Genomic DNA, 19,752 nt, shown 5'->3' with positions numbered 1-19,752 from the left:
CAGCTCGTCCGGCAGCCCGGCGAGCGTCTGCGCCGTCGGCAGCGTCACGTACAGGGCGTTATTGCCGAACGTGGTGCCCGAATCGAACAGGCCGGAGACAGTGTAGGTCTGGTCGTTGACGGTGAAGGTGGACCCGACGGACAGACCGTTCTTCTCGGCCAGTGTGGTTCCCAGCAGGGCGCCGGTGGAGGCTGTCGTGTAGTCGCCCAGGCCGGTGCCGTCGGTGATGGCCAGGGCCTTGCCCGTGGAATCCACCTCGGCTCCTATTCCGGTTGCGGTGATCGGGAGCGAGCGTGTGGGCTGTGTGGTGGTGCCTGTGGTGCCGTTGGCGGCTTGGTTCCGGCCGCCCAGCGTGCCGGCGTCCACGGCTGCAGTGAGGCTGGTGGTAAGCGTTGCGGCGGACGTGCCGCCGGGGCCGCCCTGACCGCCGGCGGGACCTCCCTGGGTGCCGGCCGCAGTCTGTGCTGCCGCCTCGGCGGCGTTCCGCAGCCTGAGGGAGGTGGTCCCGACGACGGAGCTGACGTTGGGAACTGCGGCTGCGGTGGCCGCCTGCCCGGTTGTCAGCGGTTCGCCGCCGCCTTCAAATCCCTGGCCGCCGGCCGGGTTGACGGTCAGTACGGTGCCCACAGAGGAATTCAGCTCCTGGACTTTGGCCCCAACGGCCTGGTTGGCCACCAGCATGGCGAGGGCAAGGCCGATCGCGACGGCAAGGACTGCTACCACCGCTGCCGTTCGCACTTTGTTTCTGAAGGCATTGCCAACACTTCGGGCAAGGACGCTCACTGTACTCCTAGGATCCGGGGCCGGCATCTGGCCGGCCTCTGCTCCTACCCTCGTGGCACTCGCTGTGCGGGAAAGCGGCTGAAGCTGTGATTGGCCTGTGAAACCGGTCCTGGAGTGCAAGAGCGTTCGGGAATTTGTTGCAGGGAGTGCAAGAGCGTTCGGGAATTTGTTGCAGGGAGTGCAAGAGCGTCCGGGAAACCGTGCGGGAAGTGCAAGAGCGTTGGAAACGGCAGAATGCCCCGGCTCCTGAGAGGAGCCGGGGCATTCTGGTGAGGCGGGTGTTACTTGGTGATCGGGCCCAGTACCGGATCGTCCACGTAGGCCGTCTTCACGTTGGCTGCCGTGACGATGACCGGTTCCAGCAGGTAGGCCGGAACGGTCTTCACCGTGTTGTTGTAGGACTTGTCGTCATTGATCTCAGGCGTCTTGCCGGCCTGCAGGTCCTTGACCATGACGATCGCGTGCTCAACGAGCTTGCGGGTGTCCTTGTTGATGGTGGAGTACTGCTCACCCGCAAGGATGGACTTCACAGACTCAACTTCGGAGTCCTGGCCGGTGATGACCGGGAGCGGCTTGCCGGCAGCCTTGACTGACGTCAGGACAGCGCGGGCCAGGGTGTCGTTCGGGGACAGAACGCCGTCAAGCGAAGCGGTGCCGTAGCTGCCGGTAAGCAGCGTGTCAGCGCGGCGCTGGGCATTTTCAGCTTTCCAGCCCTGGGTGACGGCCTGTTCGAAACTGGTCTGGCCTGAGGCAACCTTGAGGGTTCCGTCATCGATCTTCGGCTTCAGGACGCTCATGGCGCCGTCGAAGAAGACCTTGGCGTTGGCATCATCCGGGGAGCCTGCGAACAGTTCGATGTTGTACGGTCCGGCCGGCTTCTTGGCCTTCATGCCGTCCAGCAGGGCCTGGCCCTGAAGTTCACCGACCTTGAAGTTGTCGTAGGCCACGTAGTAGTCCACGTTCTCGGTGTTCAGCAACAGGCGGTCGTACGCGATGATCGTGGCGCCGGAGTCCTTGGCCTGCTTCAGCTGGGTACCCAGCTGGGCGCCGTCGATGGCACCGACGATGATGACCTTGGCGCCCTTGGTGATCATGGCGCTGATCTGGTTCTGCTGTTCGGAGACGCCGCCGTTGGCGAACTGCACATCCGGCTTGAAACCGGCACTGGAGAGCCCGTCGTTGAACAGCTTCTCCGCCAGGACCCAGTTCTCACTGGTCTTCTGGGGGAGTGCGACGCCGATCGAGGAGCTTTGTTCGAAGCCTGCGGCTCCGGTGCCGCCGCCGGTGGTGCCCGGCTCGGTGCGGCCGCAGGCTGTCAGCGCCAGCGCCGCGATGGCAGCAACAGCTGCAGCCTTTCCTGCTTTACCAATCATTCGCATTGTTGGGTTCTCTTTCTCTGGGGGTTTGTGAATCGGAGGGTCTCTGCGTTCAGGCTTCCCGGGCGATTGTTTCCTTGGTGGAGGTGACTTCGTCAGGCTGGTTGGGGTTGCTTGGCCCGCCGGAGGGGCGGTTGAAGTTGCGGGTCAGCAGGCCGATGATCGAGGTCTTGCCCTGTGTCTTGTTGTAGACGTCAAACGCGACAGCGATCAGCAGGACCAGACCCTTAATGATCTGGGTGAGGTCGGCGCCGACGCCCAGCAGCTGGAGTCCGTTGTTCAGGACGGCCATCACCAGGCCACCGATGATGGACCCGATCACGGTGCCCACACCGCCGGTCACCGCGGCGCCGCCGATGAAGACTGCCGCGATGGCATCCAGTTCCCAGCCCACGCCGTCGAACGGTCCCGAAGCCGTGGAACGGCCCACGAAGATCATGCCTGCCAGGCCGGCCAGGATGGACATGTTCATCATGACCAGGAAGTTGACCTTCTTGGACTGGACGCCGGACAGCTCTGCCGCGTGGCGGTTGCCACCCACTGCGTAGATGTGGCGGCCAACGACGGTCTTGGAGGAAATGAAACCGTAGATCAGGACCAGGACCGCCAGGATCAGGCCGGGGATGGGGAAGGATGTGCCGGGCCGGCCGGTTGCGAACAGGTACGTCGCGTACAGGATGGCGCCGCAGATCAGGACGAGCTTGAGGATAACAACCCAGGTTTCCGGAACTTCAGCGCCCAGGGCGATGGCAGTCCGGCGGCGGCGGATTTCGGAGAAGATCACAAAGGCCACGGCCGCCAGGCCGATCAGCAGTGTCAGGTTGTTGTAGCCGAGGTTCGGCCCCACCTCGGGAAGGTAGCCGGAACCGAGGTACTGGAAGTCGCTGGGCACGGGGATGGTGTTGGATTTACCCACAAACTGGTTGAATCCACGGAACAGGAGCATGCCTGCCAGGGTGACGATGAAGGCGGGGATGCCCACATAGGCTGTCCAGAGCCCTTGCCACGCTCCGATCAGAGCACCGAGGAGCAGCCCGAGCAGCACGCCTGCATACCAGGGGATGCCCCAGTCCCTGATGGCCAGGGCGACAGTGACGCCGACAAACGCGGCGACGGAGCCGACGGAGAGGTCGATGTGGCCGGCGATGATCACCAGCACCATGCCGATGGCCAGGATCAGGATGTAGGAGTTGCCGTTGAAGAGGTTGATCACGTTGCCCGGGGTGAGCGTACGGCCCTCTGTGGTGATCTGGAAGAAGACGATCAGCGCAACCAGGGCGAAGATCATCCCGAATTGGCGGGTATTGCCGCCGAAGAGCTTCTTGAGCGCGTTCATTGTTTCAGTCCTTGTTTCTGGAAGGATCTGGAGGAATCCAGAGGGTCAGGCGGCTTTGCGGGAAGAAGTCATGAGTTTCATCAGGCTTTCCTGGCTCGCTTCCTCTTTGTCCAGGACACCGGTGATGGCGCCTTCGAAGATGGTGTAGATCCGGTCCGAGAGGCCCAGCAGTTCCGGCAGTTCCGAGGAGATCACAATGACGCCTTTGCCTTGGTTGGCGAGCTGCTGGATGATGCCGTAGATCTCGTACTTCGCCCCGACGTCGATCCCGCGGGTGGGCTCGTCCAGGATCAGCAGGTCCGGGTCCGTGAACATCCACTTGGCCAGGACCACCTTCTGCTGGTTTCCGCCCGAGAGCTTGGCCACGCCTTCCTCGACGGATGGTGTCTTGGTCCGCAGTGACTTCCGGTACTGTTCGGCGACCTTGAATTCCTCGTTGGTATCCACCACGCTGTTGTGGCTGATCTTCTTCAGGTTCGCGGACACGGTGGTGGTCTTGATGTCATCGAGCAGGTTCAGGCCCAGGGACTTGCGGTCCTCGGTGACGTACCCCAATCCGGCGTCGATCGCGTGGCGGACGGACTTCAGGGTGATCTCCTTGCCGTCCTTGTAGATGTGGCCGTTGATGAACCGGCCGTAGGACCGTCCGAAGACGGAGCGGGCCAGTTCGGTCCGTCCAGCGCCCATGAGGCCGGCGAAACCCACGATTTCACCGCGGCGGACGTAGAAGTTCGAACCCTTGCAGACCAGCCTGTCCTGGATGGCCGGGTGGCCAACAGTCCAGTCCTTGACCTCGAAGAACACTTCGCCGATTTTGGGCGTGTGGTCCGGGAAGCGGGATTCCAGGGTGCGCCCCACCATGCCCTTGATGATCCGGTCCTCGTCAACGCCGTCGGCTTTCACGTCCAGAGTTTCAATGGACTTGCCGTCGCGGATGATGGTGATGGAGTCTGCGATCTGCTCGATCTCGTTCAGCTTGTGGGAAATGATGATCGAGGTGATGCCCTTGCCCTTGAGGCCGAGGATCAGATCCAGCAGGTGCTGTGAATCTGATTCGTTCAAGGCCGCGGTGGGCTCGTCCAGAATCAGGATCTTGACGGACTTGTTCAGCGCTTTGGCGATCTCCACCAGCTGCTGCTTGCCGACGCCGATTTCCTTGATGGGGGTATCCGGGTCCTCCCTGAGGCCTACCCTTGCCAGCAGTTCGGTGGAGCGCATCCGGGCTTCCGCCCAGTCAATCACGCCGCGTTTGGTGGGTTCATTGCCCAGGAAGATGTTCTCCATGATGGAGAGTTCCGGGATCAGTGCCAGCTCCTGGTGGATGATCACGATTCCGGCATGTTCGCTGGCGCGGATGTCGCGGAACTGCTGGATCTGCCCCTGGTAGACGATGTCGCCGTCGTAGCTGCCGTAGGGGTATACGCCGGAAAGCACCTTCATCAGCGTGGACTTGCCCGCGCCGTTTTCGCCGCAGATGGCGTGGATTTCGCCGGCCTTGACGCGGAGGCTGACTTCCGAGAGTGCCTTGACACCGGGAAACTCCTTGGTGATGGAGCGCATCTCCAGGATGACCGGGTCGGTGTGCGTGGTGTGGGACGTCATTTGCCCTTACGCCTCCAATGCATGACTTCTTTGTCCGCCCAGCAAAGCGCGGGGGCGTCTGATGAAAAAGTAAACTTGATCACACCGGTTGTCGTCAAGTCTTGAACGCAATTGCCGGATAACAACTTGGACTACGTGCGCCGGATCCCGGCGTGTTGGAAGACCAGGGCAGCTGCGCCCAGTGCTTCTGCGCGGTCCCCCAGCGAGGACATGGTCAGGGTGGTGGTCTCGCCGATCACCGGCACGGCATGCCGGATCAGCCCCCGGCGGATGGGGTCCAGGAGCAGGTTTCCCAGGCCCGCAAGGGGTCCGCCCACCACAATGACCTCAGGGTTGATCAGGTTGGCCACGTTCCCCAGGGCGCGGCCCACCGCCAGGCCGGCATCGTCCACTACGCGCAGTGTCGCCGAGTCCCGGGCGAGGGCCTTGGACACGATGTCGGCGGGCGTGAGCGGCCGGTCCTCACCGCGGCTGAGCAGTTCGATCATGGTGGTGGTTGAGGCGATGGTCTCAAGGCAGCCGCGGTTGCCGCAGCGGCATACCAGGCCCTGCTCATGGATGGTGGCGTGGCCGATTTCGCCGGTGATTCCGACATGGCCGTAGTAGGGCGCGCCGTTCAGGATCAGGCCCGCGCCGATGCCCGAACCGATCTTGAGGAACATCAGGTTGGTCACGCCGGTGTGGGGCCCCCACGTAACCTCGGACCAGGCACCCAGATTGGCGTCATTATCAACAAAGACGGGCATTTTGAGTGTGTCCTCCAGATGCTGGAGGATGTTGATGCCCACCCACTCGGGGAGGATTGCCCCCTGCGCGACGGTCCCTGTCCTGCGGTCGATGGGACCGGGAATTCCGACGCCGGCACCTACCACGGCGGTCCGCTCCACGGCGTTTTCGCGCAGCAGTTTATCCAGCAGCACCACCGCGGCCTGGATGCCCTCCTCGGACTGATGCCCCAGCGGGAGCATCACGGATTCCTCGGCGATCACGTGGTAGCTCAGGGAGGCCAGGACCACCCGCAGATGCCGCCGGCCGAAGTCGATTCCCACGGCCACCGCGCCGTTGCTGTTGAGCCGTACATTGAGGGCCCGGCGGCCCGAGCTGGTGATCGGCTCGGTGGATGCCAGGCCGGAATCCTGCATGACTTTGACGATGTTCGAGACCGTGGCGGTGGACAGGCCGGTCTGGCGTGCAAGTTCGGCCTGCGTGGAGGGGCCGCTCATCAGGGTCTCGATGATCCGCTGCTGGTTCAGTTGCCTGAGGGCGGACTGGGACCCCGGATTTTTCGGCTTGCTCCTCGCTGAGCGCGATGTGGCGGACATGAAAAGAAGATTGCCCTACTTTGACTGTTGTAGTCAAGAAGTTAACGCAGCGGGGGTCCGCGCCAGCGCGATTGAGCCGGTTGAAACCCCGGACTAGCTGTGCAGTTCCCGGTGCGCGCGCGCCAGTTCCACATACCGCGCAGCGTTCTGCTTCACCCCGTCGAATTCTTCATCGGTGAGTTTCCGCCGGACCTTCGCCGGGACGCCGGCCACCAGCGAGCGGGGCGGCACAACCGTCCCTTCCAGGACCACGGCGCCGGCGGCAACCAGCGACCCGCTGCCGATCACCGCACCGTTGAGCACCGTGGCGCCCATGCCGATCAGGCAGTCATCCTCCACGGTGCAACCATGGACGACGGCGGCATGCCCCACGCTGACCCCGGCTCCCACGCTGCAGGGGAAGCCCGGGTCCGCGTGCAGCACCACGTTGTCCTGCAGATTGCTGCCGGCACCCACGCTGATTGCTGCCGTGTCCGCACGCACTGAGACGCCGTAAAAGGCGCTGGAGTCCTCGGCGAGCGTAGCCTGGCCGATGATTGATGCCGTGGGGGCGACAAAGGCGGATGCGTGGACGGCCGGAGTGTTGCCGGCGAAACTGTGAAGGGGAGCCATAAGCCCAGCCTAGATCAGCATCCTGACCGGACAAGGTGGGAAGGCAGCCAGAGAGTCAGTTGAAGACCACGGTCCGGTTGCCGTCCAGCAGGACCCGGTGCTCGGCATGCCATTGGACCGCCTGGGTAAGGGTGCGGCCCTCCACGTCCCGTCCCATCTGGACGAACTGTTCCGGGGTGCGGGCGTGGTCCACCCGGATGACTTCCTGCTCAATGATGGGTCCCTCGTCCAGGGCTGCAGTCACATAGTGGGCTGTTGCGCCGATCAGCTTCACGCCGCGGGCATGGGCCTGGTGGTACGGCCTGGCACCCTTGAAAGAGGGGAGGAATGAGTGGTGGATGTTGATGGCCTTGCCGGTGAGTTCCGCGCACAGCTCATCTGAGATGATCTGCATATAGCGTGCGAGCACCGTGAGTTCGATGTCGTTCTCGGCCATGATGGCGCGCAGCTTGTCTTCCGCCTGGGACTTGTTGTCCGGAGTGACGGGAATGTGATGGAACGGGATGCCGTAGAACTCAGCAAGCCCGGCCAGGTCCTGGTGGTTGGAGACAATTGCCGGGATCTCGATGGGCAACGTCCCGGAACGCTGCTGGAACAGGATGTCGTTCAGGCAGTGGGCCGACGTACTGGCCATCAGGAGCGTGCGGACCTTCCGGCCAACGGCGTTCAGGCTCCACTGCATGCCGAATGCCTCCGCCACCGGTTCCAGTGCCGCGCTGAGCTCCGACCGGGCCGCCGTCGTCGTAACCTCCACGCGCATAAAAAAGTTCCCGGTGGCCGGGCTGCCGTATTGCTGGGAATCCAGGATGTTGCCGCCGGCCACCAGCAAGGCGCCGGCTACGGCATGGACAATCCCGGGACGGTCCGGGCACGACAGGGTTACTACATACGCTTGGTTCAGCTGCTCATCAGTCACGCGTAACAGCGTACCCGCGCGGGGTGCAGGGGTTTGGTACTGTGGTGGCGTCGCAACTGGCGTTGGGTGGCTAACCACCAGGGAGCGGCAATCACGAAGACCACGGATCGTACGCCTGGGCCGAGGGTCATGTTTTGCCGGAAAAGTGCTGCAATCCTGACGGGGAGCGGCACTCTCCTGTGCGCGTCTGTGCCCGCCATCTGGTCATCCAGGGACAGTGTGCAGCGCCAGCCGGTAGCCTGACCTTGCAGTGCCCGTATCCCTAGCCAGGAGTTTTTCGTGACCACTACCGCCACCACAACAGCCGAAGTCAGCAATCAGCCGCTGGCCGAGCTCGATCCTGAAATTGCCGCAGTCCTCGCCCAGGAACTTGGCCGCCAGCGCGGCACCCTGGAAATGATTGCCTCCGAAAACTTCGCCCCGCGCGCCGTGATGGAAGCCCAGGGCTCGGTCCTGACCAACAAGTACGCCGAGGGCTACCCGGGCCGCCGCTACTACGGTGGCTGCGAATATGTGGACATCGCCGAGCAGTTGGCCATCGACCGCGTCAAGGCACTGTTCGGCGCCGAGTACGCGAACGTCCAGCCGCACTCCGGTGCACAGGCCAACGCCGCCGCCCTCTCCGCGATGATCACCCCCGGTGACAAGATCCTTGGCCTCTCGCTGGCCCACGGCGGCCACCTGACGCACGGCATGAAGCTGAACTTCTCCGGCAAGCTGTACAACGTCGCCGCCTACCAGGTGGAGCAGGACAACTTCCGCGTGGACATGGACAAACTGCGCGAGCAGGCCATCGCCGAAAAGCCCCAGGTCATCATCGCCGGCTGGTCCGCCTACCCCCGCCACCTGGACTTCGCAGCCTTCCGCTCCATCGCCGATGAAGTGGGCGCCCTGCTCTGGACCGACATGGCGCACTTCGCCGGACTGGTTGCCGCAGGACTGCACCCGAGCCCGGTGCCGTACTCCGACGTCGTCACCTCCACGGTGCACAAGACCCTCGCCGGCCCGCGCTCCGGCGTGATCCTGGCCAAGCAGGAGTGGGCCAAGAAGATCAACTCCAATGTGTTCCCGGGCCAGCAGGGCGGTCCGCTGATGCACGTCATCGCAGCCAAGGCCGTGGCCTTCAAGATCGCCGGCACCGAGGAATTCAAGGAGCGCCAGGAGCGTGTCCTGGAAGGCGCCAGGATCATCGCCGACCGCCTCAACCAGGCCGACGTCGCCGAGGCGGGCGTCTCCGTCCTCACCGGCGGCACCGATGTCCACCTGGTACTCGTTGACCTCCGCAACTCGCAGCTGGACGGCCAGCAGGCCGAGGACCTCCTGCACTCGGTGGGCATCACCGTGAACCGCAACGCCGTGCCGTTCGACCCCCGCCCGCCGATGGTCACCTCCGGCCTGCGGATCGGCACCCCCGCACTGGCAACCCGCGGCTTCGGCGCCACGGAGTTCACCGAGGTGGCCGAGATCATCGCCACCGCGCTGAAGGCAGGCTCCGCTGCGGACGTTGAGGCGCTGCAGTCCCGCGTGGACAAGCTCGCCGCCGACTTCCCGCTCTACCCGCAGCACGAGCAGTGGTGAACCCGTCCATGGCGCAGACCGCCAAGATCCTTGACGGCAAGGCAGCCGCTGCCGCCATCAAATCCGAGCTGGCGGAGCGCGTCGCAGCCCTGAAGTCCCGCGGCGTCACCCCCGGGATTGCCACTGTCCTGGTGGGTGCTGATCCCGCGTCGCAGCTGTACGTGTCGATGAAACACAAACAGTCCGTGCAGATCGGGATGAACTCGATCCAGCGTGAGCTTCCGGCGGATGCCACCCAGGCCCAGGTTGAGGCCCTCATTGACGAACTCAATGCGGACCCCGCCTGCCACGGGTACATCGTGCAGCTGCCGCTTCCCAAGCACCTGGACACCGATGCCATCCTCGAGCGGATCGACCCCGCCAAGGATGCCGACGGACTCCACCCGACCAACCTGGGCCGGCTGGTGCTCAACGTCAGCGGCGAGATCACCACGCCGCTGCCGTGCACGCCCCGCGGCGTCATTGAGCTCCTGGAGCGCAACGGCTACAGCCTCAAGGGCAAGCACGTCGTGGTGGTGGGCCGCGGCGTTACGGTCGGGCGGACCATTGGGCTGCTGCTCACCCGGCGCGCCGTGAACGCCACCGTCACGCTCACGCACACCGGCACCGAGAACCTTTCGGAGCTGCTGCGGCAGGCTGACGTCATTGTCGGCGCCGCGGGTGCCAAGCACATCGTCAAGGCTGCTGACGTGAAGCCGGGCGCGGCCCTGCTCGACGTCGGCGTCACCCGGGAGACTGACTCGGAAACCGGGAAGAGCAAGGTTCACGGCGATATCGATCCCGCCGCTGCCGAGGTAGCGGGCTGGATTTCGCCGAACCCCGGCGGGGTCGGTCCCATGACCGTGGCGCTCCTGATGACCAACGTGGTCGAGGCTGCGGAACGCCAGGCGGGAACCGCCTGATTCCAACGGGGAACCAGTAACGCCCGACGGCGGCACGCACCTTTTTCACGAAAGGAGCGGGCCGCCGTCGGCCGTTATATGCACAGCCACACCTGACTGCACGGCCGCACCGCCGAAGTGCAAGTCCCCTTTCACATTGCCTGACGCTCCACTAGTCTGCGGAGGGTGCGCAACAAAGCCATCGTGCCCTCCAACACCTCCGGCGGCGTTCCTGCCCGCCACCAGGCGGTCATCGAGGCCAAAGACCTGCGCAAAACCTATGGCGACGTCGCCGCCGTCGACGGCATTTCCTTCAGCGTTCCGGCGGGGGAGTCCTTCGGCCTGCTGGGCCCGAACGGCGCCGGGAAATCCACCACCATGAAAATGATCGGCGCCGTCACCCAGCGAACCTCCGGGACGCTGTCCATCATGGGCCTGGATCCGGACAGCCACGGCCCCGAAGTGCGGGCGCACCTGGGCGTGGTGCCGCAGCAGGACAACCTGGACGAAGAGCTGCGGGTCCGGGACAACCTGCTGGTTTACGGCCGCTATTTCGGCCTGCCCATGAGCTACCTCCGGCCGAAAGCCGACGAACTGCTGGCGTTCGCCCAGCTCACCGACAAAGCAAAATCCAAGGTGGACGCACTGTCCGGCGGCATGAAGCGGCGCCTTACCATCGCCCGTTCGCTGATCAACGAGCCACGCATCCTCCTGCTGGACGAACCCACCACAGGGCTGGACCCGCAGGCCCGCCACATTTTGTGGGACCGGCTGTTCCGGCTCAAGGAGCAGGGCGTCACCCTGATCCTGACCACGCACTACATGGATGAGGCGGAGCAGCTGTGCGATCGGCTGATCGTGGTGGACAAGGGACGGATCATGGCCGAGGGGTCCCCGGCGCAGCTGATCCGCGAACATTCCACCCGCGAGGTGCTTGAACTGCGGTTCGGCTCCGAACGCAACGCCACCATCGGCGCTGAACTCCAGGGGATCGGTGAGCGCCTCGAAGCCCTGCCGGACCGTGTGCTGATTTACGCGCACGACGGCGAGGCGGCCCTTGAGCAGGTCTCTTCCCGCGGCCTGAGGCCGCTGACGTCGCTGGTGCGGAGGTCATCCCTGGAGGACGTGTTCCTGCGGCTGACCGGCAGGAGCCTCGTTGACTGAGGAGGTGGCCACCGGTGCGGCTGCCGGCACCGGTTCCCGGGCCCATTCCCCGGCGGTGGCCGCCGCCAAAGCGCGCCGGTGGGGCGCGTTCTACTTTGCCGAGCAGGTCCTCAGGGTCATGAAGGGCTACGGCTGGTCCATCCTGATGTACAGCGTGGGGCAGCCCGTGGCCTACCTGTTCGCCATGGGGGTGGGGCTGGCAACGTTGGTTGAGCCTGAAGACGCCGGCGCCTTCGGCGGGGTGAGCTACCTGGTCTTCATCGCCCCTGCGCTGCTGGTGTCCGCTGCTGTGATGACCGCGGCCAATGAGTTCACGTTCCCTGTGATGGATGGCTTCAAATGGCGGCGCGTCTACTACGGGCCGCATGCTTCACCGCTCACTCCGCAGCAGATCGCAGCCGGGCAGATCATGGCGGTGACGCTCCGTCTCCTGCTGCAATCCGCCATCTACTTCGGGGCCGTGGCACTGTTTGGCGCCGCTCCTTCCGGCTGGGGCTGGGTGGGAATCGTGGTGGCCACTCTGGCAGCGTTGGCCTTTGGCCTGCCCTTGATGGCCTACTCCGCGTCCATCAAGGACGACAAAGGCCAGTTCGCGATGGTCATGCGCTTCATCGTTATGCCTCTGTTCCTTTTCTCCGGGACCTTCTTTCCGCTCGAAACACTGCCCCTGGCTGTGCGGTGGATCGGCTGGATCTCACCCATCTGGCACGGTACCGAACTGGGCAGGGTCTTCAGCTACGGCTACGAGGAACCGCCGGTCCTCACCGTGGTGCACATCGTAGTGCTGGTGGCGCTCGCCGCCATGGGGTGGATCCTCACCAAACGCCAGTTCGTCCGGCGGCTCGGGCAATGAGCATCCTGACCCGCGGTCACAGCGCCACAGAGGAGGCCCGGAACAGGACCTTCGGGCCGTTGTATTCGCGCAACGCCAAAGCGGTGATTGAGCGGGGGCTGATGGCCATCCGCAGCACCAATTGGCTGGTGATGCTCTCAGGCTTCTTCGAGCCCGTGCTGTTCCTCATCTCCATGGGAGTGGGACTGGGCGCCATCGTGGGCACCGTGCAGGGGCCGGATGGGGCGGAGATCAGCTACGCGGCCTACATCGCCCCTGCGCTGCTGGCCGTCTCCGCCATGAACGGCGCCGTGTACGACTCCACCTGGAACGTGTTTTTCAAAATGAACTTCGCCAAGCTCTACCAGGGAATGCTTTACACCTCGCTGGGGCCACTGGATGTGGCTGTCGGTGAGATCTTCCTGGCGCTGCTCCGCGGCCTGCTGTACGCCACCGGGTTCACGGCCGTGATGGGCGTGATGGGGCTGATCACCACACCCTGGGCCATCCTGATGATCCCGGCCTCCGTGCTGATCGCCTTCGGATTCGCGAGCCTGGGCATGGGGATCACGAGCTTTCTGAAGACGTTCCAGCAGATGGACTGGATCAACTTCATCATGCTGCCCATGTTCCTGTTCAGTGCCACGTTCTACCCGCTCAGCGTCTACCCGCAGTACGTCCAGTGGTTCATCCAGGCCATGCCGCTCTGGCACGGCGTGGAACTGCTGCGCCAGATCAGCGTTGGCATGTTCACCCCGGCCACCGCGGTCCACATCGGGTACTACCTGGTGATGACCGCGCTGGGCATGCTCCTCACCACGGTCCGCCTCCGCAAGCTGTTCCTGAAGTGATTCTCCTTCGCCGGGCTGTCCCGGCGGAGGTCCTGTTCGCCCGGGGTGGAAGGTGCGCTGGCCCGCTGCGGCGTTTGAGACAATAATCCCATGCGATCCCTGAGTAAACCTCAATCCCCGTCCGGCCGGTCCAAGGGCGGCTTCTCCATGCTCCGGATCAGCGGCCCGGGGATGATGGTCTTTGTCATTGCTTTCCTGGTTGCCGTGATCTTCGCAGCCAACCAGAACGACGTCGTGGGCTGGGTTGTTGCCATCATCGCCGGCTTCTGGCTCGCGCTCGCAGCCTTCGTGGTCTTCAGCATCCAGAAGGCCGCCAAAAAAGCCGGCGCCAAGCTGACCGAAGCCCAGAACGCGTTCAACACCGCAGCCGGCCGCGCACCGACGTCGTCCTCTGCTGACCATGGCGGCACCCGGGTGGTCTCCGAGCGCACCGAAGCGGACGACGTACGCGACCTCAAGCTGGACCACTCGTTCAAGATCGTGCAGGTGCAGATCCGCGTGGTGGAGCAGGAACGTGCCAAGGGAGCGGCGGGGGACCAGGAGACCATCCGCCGCGCGCTGGAGACCATCGAGATCACTGCCACCAACGCCCGGGACATGATCCGCTCCGCCGGCGGAACCGGCGACCCGGTCAGCGGAACCATCATCGACTAGAGTAGAGCGGGTGAGCTCGGCATTGAAGAAGGACCACCTTCGCATCGCATCAGTCAACGTCAACGGCCTCCGGGCTGCCTATAAGAACGGCATGGCGGCATGGCTGGAGCCACGCGAGGTCGATATTCTTTGCCTCCAGGAGGTCCGCGCCCCTGACGCAATCGTCCGCCAGCTGCTCGGCGAGGGCTGGCATATCCTGCACGCCGAAGCCGAAGCCAAGGGCCGCGCCGGCGTCGCGATTGCCTCCCGTGAGGAACCCCTGGATACCCGCAACGGCATCGGCGATGACTACTTCGCCACCGCCGGCCGCTGGGTCGAGGCGGACTTCCGGGTGTATGACGCTTCCGGCGCCGCCAGCCAGCTCTCCGTGGCCAGCGCCTACGTACACTCCGGTGAAGTGGGCACCCCCAAGCAGGAAGACAAGTTCCGTTTCCTTGACGTCATGAGCACCCGCCTGCCGGAACTGACCAAGCACAGCGATCACGCTTTGGTGGTCGGCGACCTCAACGTGGCCCACACGCCCAAGGACATCCGGAACTCAAAGGGCAACGTCAAAAAGGCAGGTCACCTGCCCGAAGAACGCGCGTATTTCGACCGCTTCTTCGGCGAGGAAATCGGCTGGCACGACGTCCACCGCGGCCTCGCCGGCGACGTCGACGGTCCCTACACCTGGTGGTCCCAGCGCGGCAAGGCCTTTGACAACGACACCGGCTGGCGCATCGACTACCACCTGGCCACCCCGGCCCTCGCCGCTGGCGCTTTCTCGGCAGTGGTGGACCGGGCGCCCTCGTGGGACACGCGCTTCTCTGACCATGCCCCGCTGGTAGTGGACTACCGGCTCTAGTTCTTAAGGTACCGAACGAATGACCAGCTCAACCACACCGCGCAAGCGCATCCTTTCCGGCGCCAAGCCCACCGCCGATTCCCTGCACCTGGGCAACTACATCGGTGCCGTCCGCAACTGGGTGGACATGCAGTCCGCCTACGACGCCGTGTTTTTCATCCCCGATCTCCACGCCATTACGGTGGACTTCGATCCGGCGGAGCTGACCAAGCGGACCCGGGTGGTGGCGGCCCAGTACATTGCGGCCGGCATTGATCCGGACAAGAGCATCTTCTTTGTCCAGTCGCACGTGCCCGAGCATGCCCAGCTGGCGTGGGCGCTGAACTGCATCACCGGCTTCGGCGAGGCCTCCCGGATGACGCAGTTCAAGGACAAGAGCCAGAAGTCCGGAACGGATGCCGCCACGCTCGGACTCTTTGCCTACCCCACCTTGATGGCGGCGGATATCCTGCTGTACCAGACTGACCTGGTGCCCGTGGGGGAGGACCAGCGCCAGCACCTGGAGCTGACCCGGAACCTCGCCCAGCGGTTCAACACCCGGTTCGGCGAGACGTTCACGGTGCCCGAGGCCACCATCCTCAAGGAAAGCGCCAAGATCTACGATCTCCAGAACCCCGGCGCGAAGATGTCCAAAACAGGTGAATCGGCCAGCGGCTCCATCCAGCTGCTGGAAGACCCCAAGCTCGCGGCCAAACGCATCAAGTCGGCCGTGACGGACGCCGGCACCGAGATCCGGTTTGATCCGGAGGAGAAGCCGGGTGTGTCCAACCTGCTGACCATCTACTCCTCGCTGACCGGCAAGTCCGTGGCGGAGCTTGAAGCCGAATACGCCGGCAGGATGTACGGCCACCTCAAGGTGGACCTCGCCGAAGTCATGGTCGACTTCATCACTCCGCTGCGGAACCGCACCAACGAACTGATGGCGGACCCGGCCGAGCTGGACCGCCTCCTGGCGCAGGGCGCGGAGCGTGCGCGGGAGATCGCTTCGGTCACCCTCGGGAAGGTCTATGACCGCATGGGCTTCCTGCCTTCCCTGAGCCTGGCGGGAGTCCGCTAAAGCAATGCCGGCCGCGAGTAAAGCCAGCGAGGGAATGAGCGTAGGCGTCATTCTGGGATTCCCCCCTGCCATCGCTGAGGAACTCCAGCGCTGGCGGGCTTCCTTCGGGGATCCCATGGCGGGGATTGTGCCTGCCCACATCACGCTGGTCACCACCACGCCCACCCATGACTGGGAGGCAACCCGTGAACACGTCCGCAGCGTCGCCCGGCGCCAGGCCCCTTTCATGGTGACCGTCGCCGGGACCGGCTCCTTCCGCCCGGTCTCGCCGGTGGTCTTCATCAACGTGGAGGAGGGCTTCAACCACTGCGTTGAACTGCACGAAAAGCTCCAGACCGGTCCGCTTGAGCGTGACCTCCCGTTTTCGTACCACCCGCACGTGACCATTGCCCACGATGTTGCCCCGGAAAGCCTCGACGAAGCCGAAACGGTGCTGAAGGACTATAGGGCCACCTTCCCTGTGGTTAGCATGGGACTTTACGAGCACGATGCTGACGGCATCTGGCAGCTACGGGAAGAACTGGACTTTGGGACCGAAACTGACGAGTACGAAGGCCCCAGGGGCACCGAAACAGTCGAGGACGCAGACGCCAACGCCGGCTGAGCCCCCGCTTCCTACGGAGCAGGCACGGTTGAAGCTTGCCGTCAGCCAGAAGCGGATGGCGTGGGGCAAAGCCAGAAGGTCCGACGGCGGCCCGGTGGCGAGCCTGCTGGCGATGGTGCAGTGGCTTCTTGCGCGGCTCAATGCCTTCCGGCCCATGCGCGCCTGGCAGCACTACAACCTCCAGCACGGCCCCTTGATGAGCGCGGGCATCGGGTTCAGGATGTTCTTCTCCATCACAGGCCTGCTGGCCACCGGCTTCTCCATCGCCGGCCTGGTTTTGCGGGGCCAGCCCGCCCTGCTGGACACCATCATCGGCAGCGTGGCCCAGAGTGCACCGGGCCTGCTCAAAGTGGGTGGCGGCGAAGGCCTGGTGGACCCCAAGGACCTCCTGAACCCGGACGGCCTGGGCTGGACCGCTGTCATTGCTGCAGTGGTCACCGTCGTCACGTCGCTGGGCTGGATCGACGGTCTGCGCAACGGACTCCGGGGAGTCATGCAGCTGCTGCCGTTGCGGACCAACCCCATCCTCCTCAAACTGCGCGACGCCGGCACCCTCCTGCTCCTCGGCGTCGCCCTGGTGATCAGCGCCGGAGCCTCCCTGATCTTCGGCACTGCGGCCGGCTGGGTCGCGGATTTCCTGCAGCTGGATGAGGCGGTGGCCGGCCCGCTGACCAACCTGATCAAGATCGGCGTGCCCCTGACGCTGAACTGGGTCACCGCCGTCATCATGTTCCGCCTGGCCGGCGGACTCAAGCTGAGCCGCCGGGCGCTCCTGGAAGGCACCATCCTGGCCGGTGTGGGGACGGCGGCTTTGCAGGTCTTCAGCACCGAACTGCTCGCCGGGGCGGGCCGGAACCCCATCCTGGCTCCGTTCGCCATCATCATCGGGCTGCTGATCTGGTTCAACCTCGTCAGCCAGGTCTATCTGGTCGCGGCCGCCTGGTCCGCCGTCCGCGAGGAAGACCTCAGGAGCGCACCTGCTGCCCACGACAAGGCGCTGCTGGGCGCCCGGCAGGTCCAGCCCGGGAAAGTACCGGTAGAGCGGCACGCGGATTCAGGCGTCGCCGGGGCATCAGTCAGCAGTGCCACGGCGACGACGCCGGTGACTACTGCCCGGCGTCGAGGTATTGCTCGGCCCAGGCAGAAATGATCCGGGCGGCCCGCGCCGCCTGGCCCTTGCCCGTCAACAGGTGGTCGCTGCCTTCCAGGGACACGAAGTTCCGGGGGTGCCGGGCCGTCTGGAAGATGGTGCTGGCGTTCTCGATGCCCACGGTGTTGTCCGTGGGGGAGTGCATCACCATGAGCGGCTTGTGCAGCTGACGGATGCAGTCGGTGAGATCTGCATTCTCCAGGTCCTCCACAAAATGCTTCCGGATTTCGACGCGCTTCCCACCGCCGAGAATGACCTGCGCGCTGCCTTCGCTCAGGATCTTGTCCAGGGCGGCATCAAAGACGTGGGCCACGTGCTTGGGCGAGAAGGGGGCGCCAACCGTTGCGACGGCGTCGAGCTCCGGGATCTGGCGGGCGGCCGAGAGCACCGCGGCCCCGCCGAAGGAGTGGCCCACCAGCAGGGAGATGGCCTTGCCCTGGCCGCGCATGAACTCTGCGGCTTTGACGGTGTCCGCAACCTTGTGGCTGAACGACCCGGAAGCCCACTCGCCGGCTGATTCGCCCAGGCCCAGATTGTCGAAGCGGAGCATGCCGATCCCGGTGTCAGCCAGGGCCTTGCACATCCGTGAGGCCGACGGACTGTCCTTGCCCAGCGTGAAGCCGTGGGAGAACACACCCCAGCCCCGGACAGTGCCCTCGGGGACATCGATGATGCCGGACAGGAGTTCCCCTGTGGAACCTTCGAAGCTGACCTTTTCGGAACGGGACACGGTTCACCTTTCAGTTAAAGCAACGCGGGGTCACTTCCGGCCCAATAACCAAGGTTTATCGGGCGCGGAGTGACCCCGCGTTGCTCAGGTTCGGTAATAACTAGATCTTGCGGGAGAGAATTGCCTGCTTGACCTCGGCGATCGCCTGCGTCACCTGGATGCCGCGGGGGCAGGCTTCGGAGCAGTTGAAGGTGGTGCGGCAGCGCCACACGCCTTCCTTGTCGTTGAGGATCTCCAGGCGCATGTCACCGGCGTCATCACGGGAATCGAAGATGAAGCGGTGTGCGTTGACGATCGCGGCCGGGCCGAAGTACTGACCGTCGGTCCAGAACACGGGGCATGACGACGTGCACGCGGCGCAGAGGATGCACTTGGTGGTGTCGTCGAAGCGCTCACGGTCCTCGGCGGACTGCAGGCGTTCCTTGGTGGGCTCGTGGCCCTTGTTGATCAGGAACGGCATGACTTCGCGGAACGACTGGAAGAACGGCTCCATGTCCACGATCAGGTCCTTCTCCACCGGCAGGCCCTTGATCGGCTCCACCGTGATGGGCTTGGAGGTGTCCAGGTCCTTCAGGAGGGTCTTGCAGGCAAGGCGGTTGCGGCCGTTGATGCGCATGGCATCGGAACCGCACACGCCGTGGGCGCACGAGCGGCGGAATGAGACGCTGCCGTCCATCTCCCACTTGACCTTGTGCAGGGCGTCCAGCACACGGTCGGTGCCGTACATGGTGACCTTGAAGTCGTCCCACGTGGCGTCCTCGGACACCTCGGGGTTGTAGCGGCGCACGCGGAGGGTGACGTCAAACGTCGGGATCTCGCCCCCGCCGCCTACGTGTGCGGGCAGTTCGATCTTGGATGCTGGCTCAGCAAGTTCGGCGGACATCTTAGTACTTCCTCACCATCGGCTCGTAGCGGGTAAAGACAACCGGTTTGGTGGCCAGGCGGATGCCGGCGATTGCCTCTGCAGAGCCGTCCGCCGGGGCGTGGTCGTCCTTGTACGCCATGGAGTGCTTCATGAATTTGTCGTCGTCGCGCTCGGGGAAGTCCTCACGGAAGTGACCGCCGCGGGACTCCTCACGGTGCAGGGCCGCCACGGTCATGACCTTGGCAAGCTCCAGCAGGAAGCCGAGCTCAACGGCTTCGAGCAGGTCCAGGTTGAACCGCTTGCCCTTGTCCTGGACGGTGATGTTCTTGTAGCGGGCCTCGAAGGACTCGATGTCCCGGAGTACCTGGTTCAACGTGTCTGCAGTGCGGAACACCTGCATGTTGGCATCCATGGTGTCCTGGAGTTCCTTGCGGATCACGGCCACTTTCTCGGTGCCGGTGCCGTTGCGGGCAATGTTCAGCAGCTCGATGGTGTAAGCCTCAGGGTCCTCGGGGAGCTCCACGAAGTCAGCCGTCTTGGCGTATTCCGCCGCGGCAATACCGGCCCGCTTGCCGAACACGTTGATGTCCAGCAG

General features: G+C 64.4%; 19 protein-coding genes, 1 pseudogene and 1 riboswitch. Of the genes and pseudogenes, 10 read left to right on the top strand and 10 right to left on the bottom strand.

All coding sequences use genetic code 11. The annotated features are described in order from the left end of the window. From DBR22_RS09375 to purU, 7 genes are all read right to left on the bottom strand, one after another. A partial coding sequence (locus DBR22_RS09375; protein WP_146187448.1) for an ABC transporter permease occupies positions 1-783 on the bottom strand: 783 nt, incomplete at its 3' end. A gap of 281 nt (positions 784-1,064) precedes the next feature. Next, on the bottom strand, positions 1,065-2,162 hold the full coding sequence (locus DBR22_RS09370) for a substrate-binding domain-containing protein (protein WP_108598788.1): 1,098 nt from the start codon (positions 2,160-2,162) through the stop codon (positions 1,065-1,067). 49 nt (positions 2,163-2,211) lie between these two features. After that, positions 2,212-3,495: a multiple monosaccharide ABC transporter permease gene (mmsB, locus tag DBR22_RS09365; protein ID WP_108598787.1), complete on the bottom strand. Its 1,284-nt coding sequence runs from the start codon at positions 3,493-3,495 to the stop codon at positions 2,212-2,214. 45 nt (positions 3,496-3,540) lie between these two features. Beyond that, a complete protein-coding gene (gene mmsA, locus DBR22_RS09360; RefSeq protein WP_108598786.1) occupies positions 3,541-5,097 on the bottom strand; it encodes a multiple monosaccharide ABC transporter ATP-binding protein in 1,557 nt (518 codons plus the stop codon). 131 nt (positions 5,098-5,228) lie between these two features. Next, positions 5,229-6,419, bottom strand: a complete 1,191-nt coding sequence (locus DBR22_RS09355; protein WP_108598785.1) for an ROK family transcriptional regulator — start codon at positions 6,417-6,419, stop codon at positions 5,229-5,231. 93 nt (positions 6,420-6,512) lie between these two features. After that, complete coding sequence (locus DBR22_RS09350) at positions 6,513-7,031, bottom strand: gamma carbonic anhydrase family protein (protein ID WP_108598784.1); 519 nt, start codon at positions 7,029-7,031, stop codon at positions 6,513-6,515. A 55-nt stretch (positions 7,032-7,086) separates the two neighbouring features. Further along, positions 7,087-7,947 (bottom strand): formyltetrahydrofolate deformylase, encoded by an 861-nt coding sequence (purU, locus tag DBR22_RS09345; RefSeq protein WP_108598783.1) that lies wholly within the window; start codon positions 7,945-7,947, stop codon positions 7,087-7,089. 42 nt (positions 7,948-7,989) lie between these two features. Beyond that, positions 7,990-8,075, top strand: a riboswitch (ZMP/ZTP riboswitch). Positions 8,076-8,226: 151 nt separating this feature from the next. On the opposite strand from purU, the gene glyA reads away from it, so the two are divergent. From glyA to DBR22_RS09295, 10 genes are all read left to right on the top strand, one after another. Further along, on the top strand, positions 8,227-9,525 hold the full coding sequence (gene glyA, locus DBR22_RS09340) for a serine hydroxymethyltransferase (protein WP_108598782.1): 1,299 nt from the start codon (positions 8,227-8,229) through the stop codon (positions 9,523-9,525). Positions 9,526-9,533: 8 nt separating this feature from the next. Beyond that, positions 9,534-10,427, top strand: a complete 894-nt coding sequence (locus DBR22_RS09335) for a bifunctional methylenetetrahydrofolate dehydrogenase/methenyltetrahydrofolate cyclohydrolase (protein ID WP_108598792.1) — start codon at positions 9,534-9,536, stop codon at positions 10,425-10,427. A gap of 183 nt (positions 10,428-10,610) precedes the next feature. Continuing rightward, positions 10,611-11,570: an ABC transporter ATP-binding protein gene (locus tag DBR22_RS09330; protein WP_181365097.1), complete on the top strand. Its 960-nt coding sequence runs from the start codon at positions 10,611-10,613 to the stop codon at positions 11,568-11,570. Continuing rightward, on the top strand, positions 11,563-12,423 hold the full coding sequence (locus DBR22_RS09325; RefSeq protein ID WP_258229113.1) for an ABC transporter permease: 861 nt from the start codon (positions 11,563-11,565) through the stop codon (positions 12,421-12,423). Before DBR22_RS09330 ends, DBR22_RS09325 begins: the two co-directional genes overlap by 8 nt. Continuing rightward, a complete protein-coding gene (locus DBR22_RS09320) occupies positions 12,420-13,253 on the top strand; it encodes an ABC transporter permease (RefSeq protein WP_108598781.1) in 834 nt (277 codons plus the stop codon). Before DBR22_RS09325 ends, DBR22_RS09320 begins: the two co-directional genes overlap by 4 nt. Before the next feature lie 90 nt (positions 13,254-13,343). Next, a complete protein-coding gene (locus tag DBR22_RS09315) occupies positions 13,344-13,907 on the top strand; it encodes a hypothetical protein (RefSeq protein ID WP_108598780.1) in 564 nt (187 codons plus the stop codon). Between the two features lie 10 nt (positions 13,908-13,917). Further along, positions 13,918-14,751 carry an exodeoxyribonuclease III gene (locus tag DBR22_RS09310; protein WP_108598779.1) on the top strand — a complete coding sequence of 278 codons (834 nt, stop codon included), beginning with the start codon at positions 13,918-13,920 and terminating at the stop codon, positions 14,749-14,751. Positions 14,752-14,770: 19 nt separating this feature from the next. Continuing rightward, positions 14,771-15,808: a tryptophan--tRNA ligase gene (gene trpS, locus DBR22_RS09305; protein ID WP_108598778.1), complete on the top strand. Its 1,038-nt coding sequence runs from the start codon at positions 14,771-14,773 to the stop codon at positions 15,806-15,808. Between the two features lie 4 nt (positions 15,809-15,812). Next, the gene (locus DBR22_RS09300; protein WP_108598777.1) at positions 15,813-16,412 is read left to right on the top strand and encodes a 2'-5' RNA ligase family protein; all 600 of its coding nucleotides are present in this window, start codon (positions 15,813-15,815) and stop codon (positions 16,410-16,412) included. A gap of 55 nt (positions 16,413-16,467) precedes the next feature. Continuing rightward, positions 16,468-17,562 (top strand): YihY/virulence factor BrkB family protein, encoded by a 1,095-nt coding sequence (locus DBR22_RS09295; protein ID WP_108598789.1) that lies wholly within the window; start codon positions 16,468-16,470, stop codon positions 17,560-17,562. Here the strand turns inward: DBR22_RS09295 and DBR22_RS09290 are convergent. The 3 genes and pseudogenes from DBR22_RS09290 to DBR22_RS09280 form a co-directional block, all read right to left on the bottom strand. Continuing rightward, entirely contained in the window at positions 17,519-18,292 is a 774-nt protein-coding gene (locus DBR22_RS09290) for an alpha/beta hydrolase family protein (protein WP_108598776.1), read from the bottom strand. The two genes, DBR22_RS09295 and DBR22_RS09290, sit on opposite strands and share 44 nt — an antisense overlap. Before the next feature lie 100 nt (positions 18,293-18,392). Next, a complete protein-coding gene (locus DBR22_RS09285; protein ID WP_108598775.1) occupies positions 18,393-19,175 on the bottom strand; it encodes a succinate dehydrogenase iron-sulfur subunit in 783 nt (260 codons plus the stop codon). Between the two features lies 1 nt (position 19,176). Then, positions 19,177-19,752, bottom strand: a pseudogene (locus DBR22_RS09280) (succinate dehydrogenase/fumarate reductase flavoprotein subunit); the annotation flags it as partial.

Origin of the sequence: Arthrobacter sp. HMWF013, from assembly GCF_003061105.1 — a bacterium.
Classification (GTDB): Bacteria; Actinomycetota; Actinomycetes; order Actinomycetales; family Micrococcaceae; genus Arthrobacter.
The sequence above is the reverse complement of the archived record's forward strand: the minus strand, read 5'-3'. Positions and strand labels throughout refer to the sequence as shown.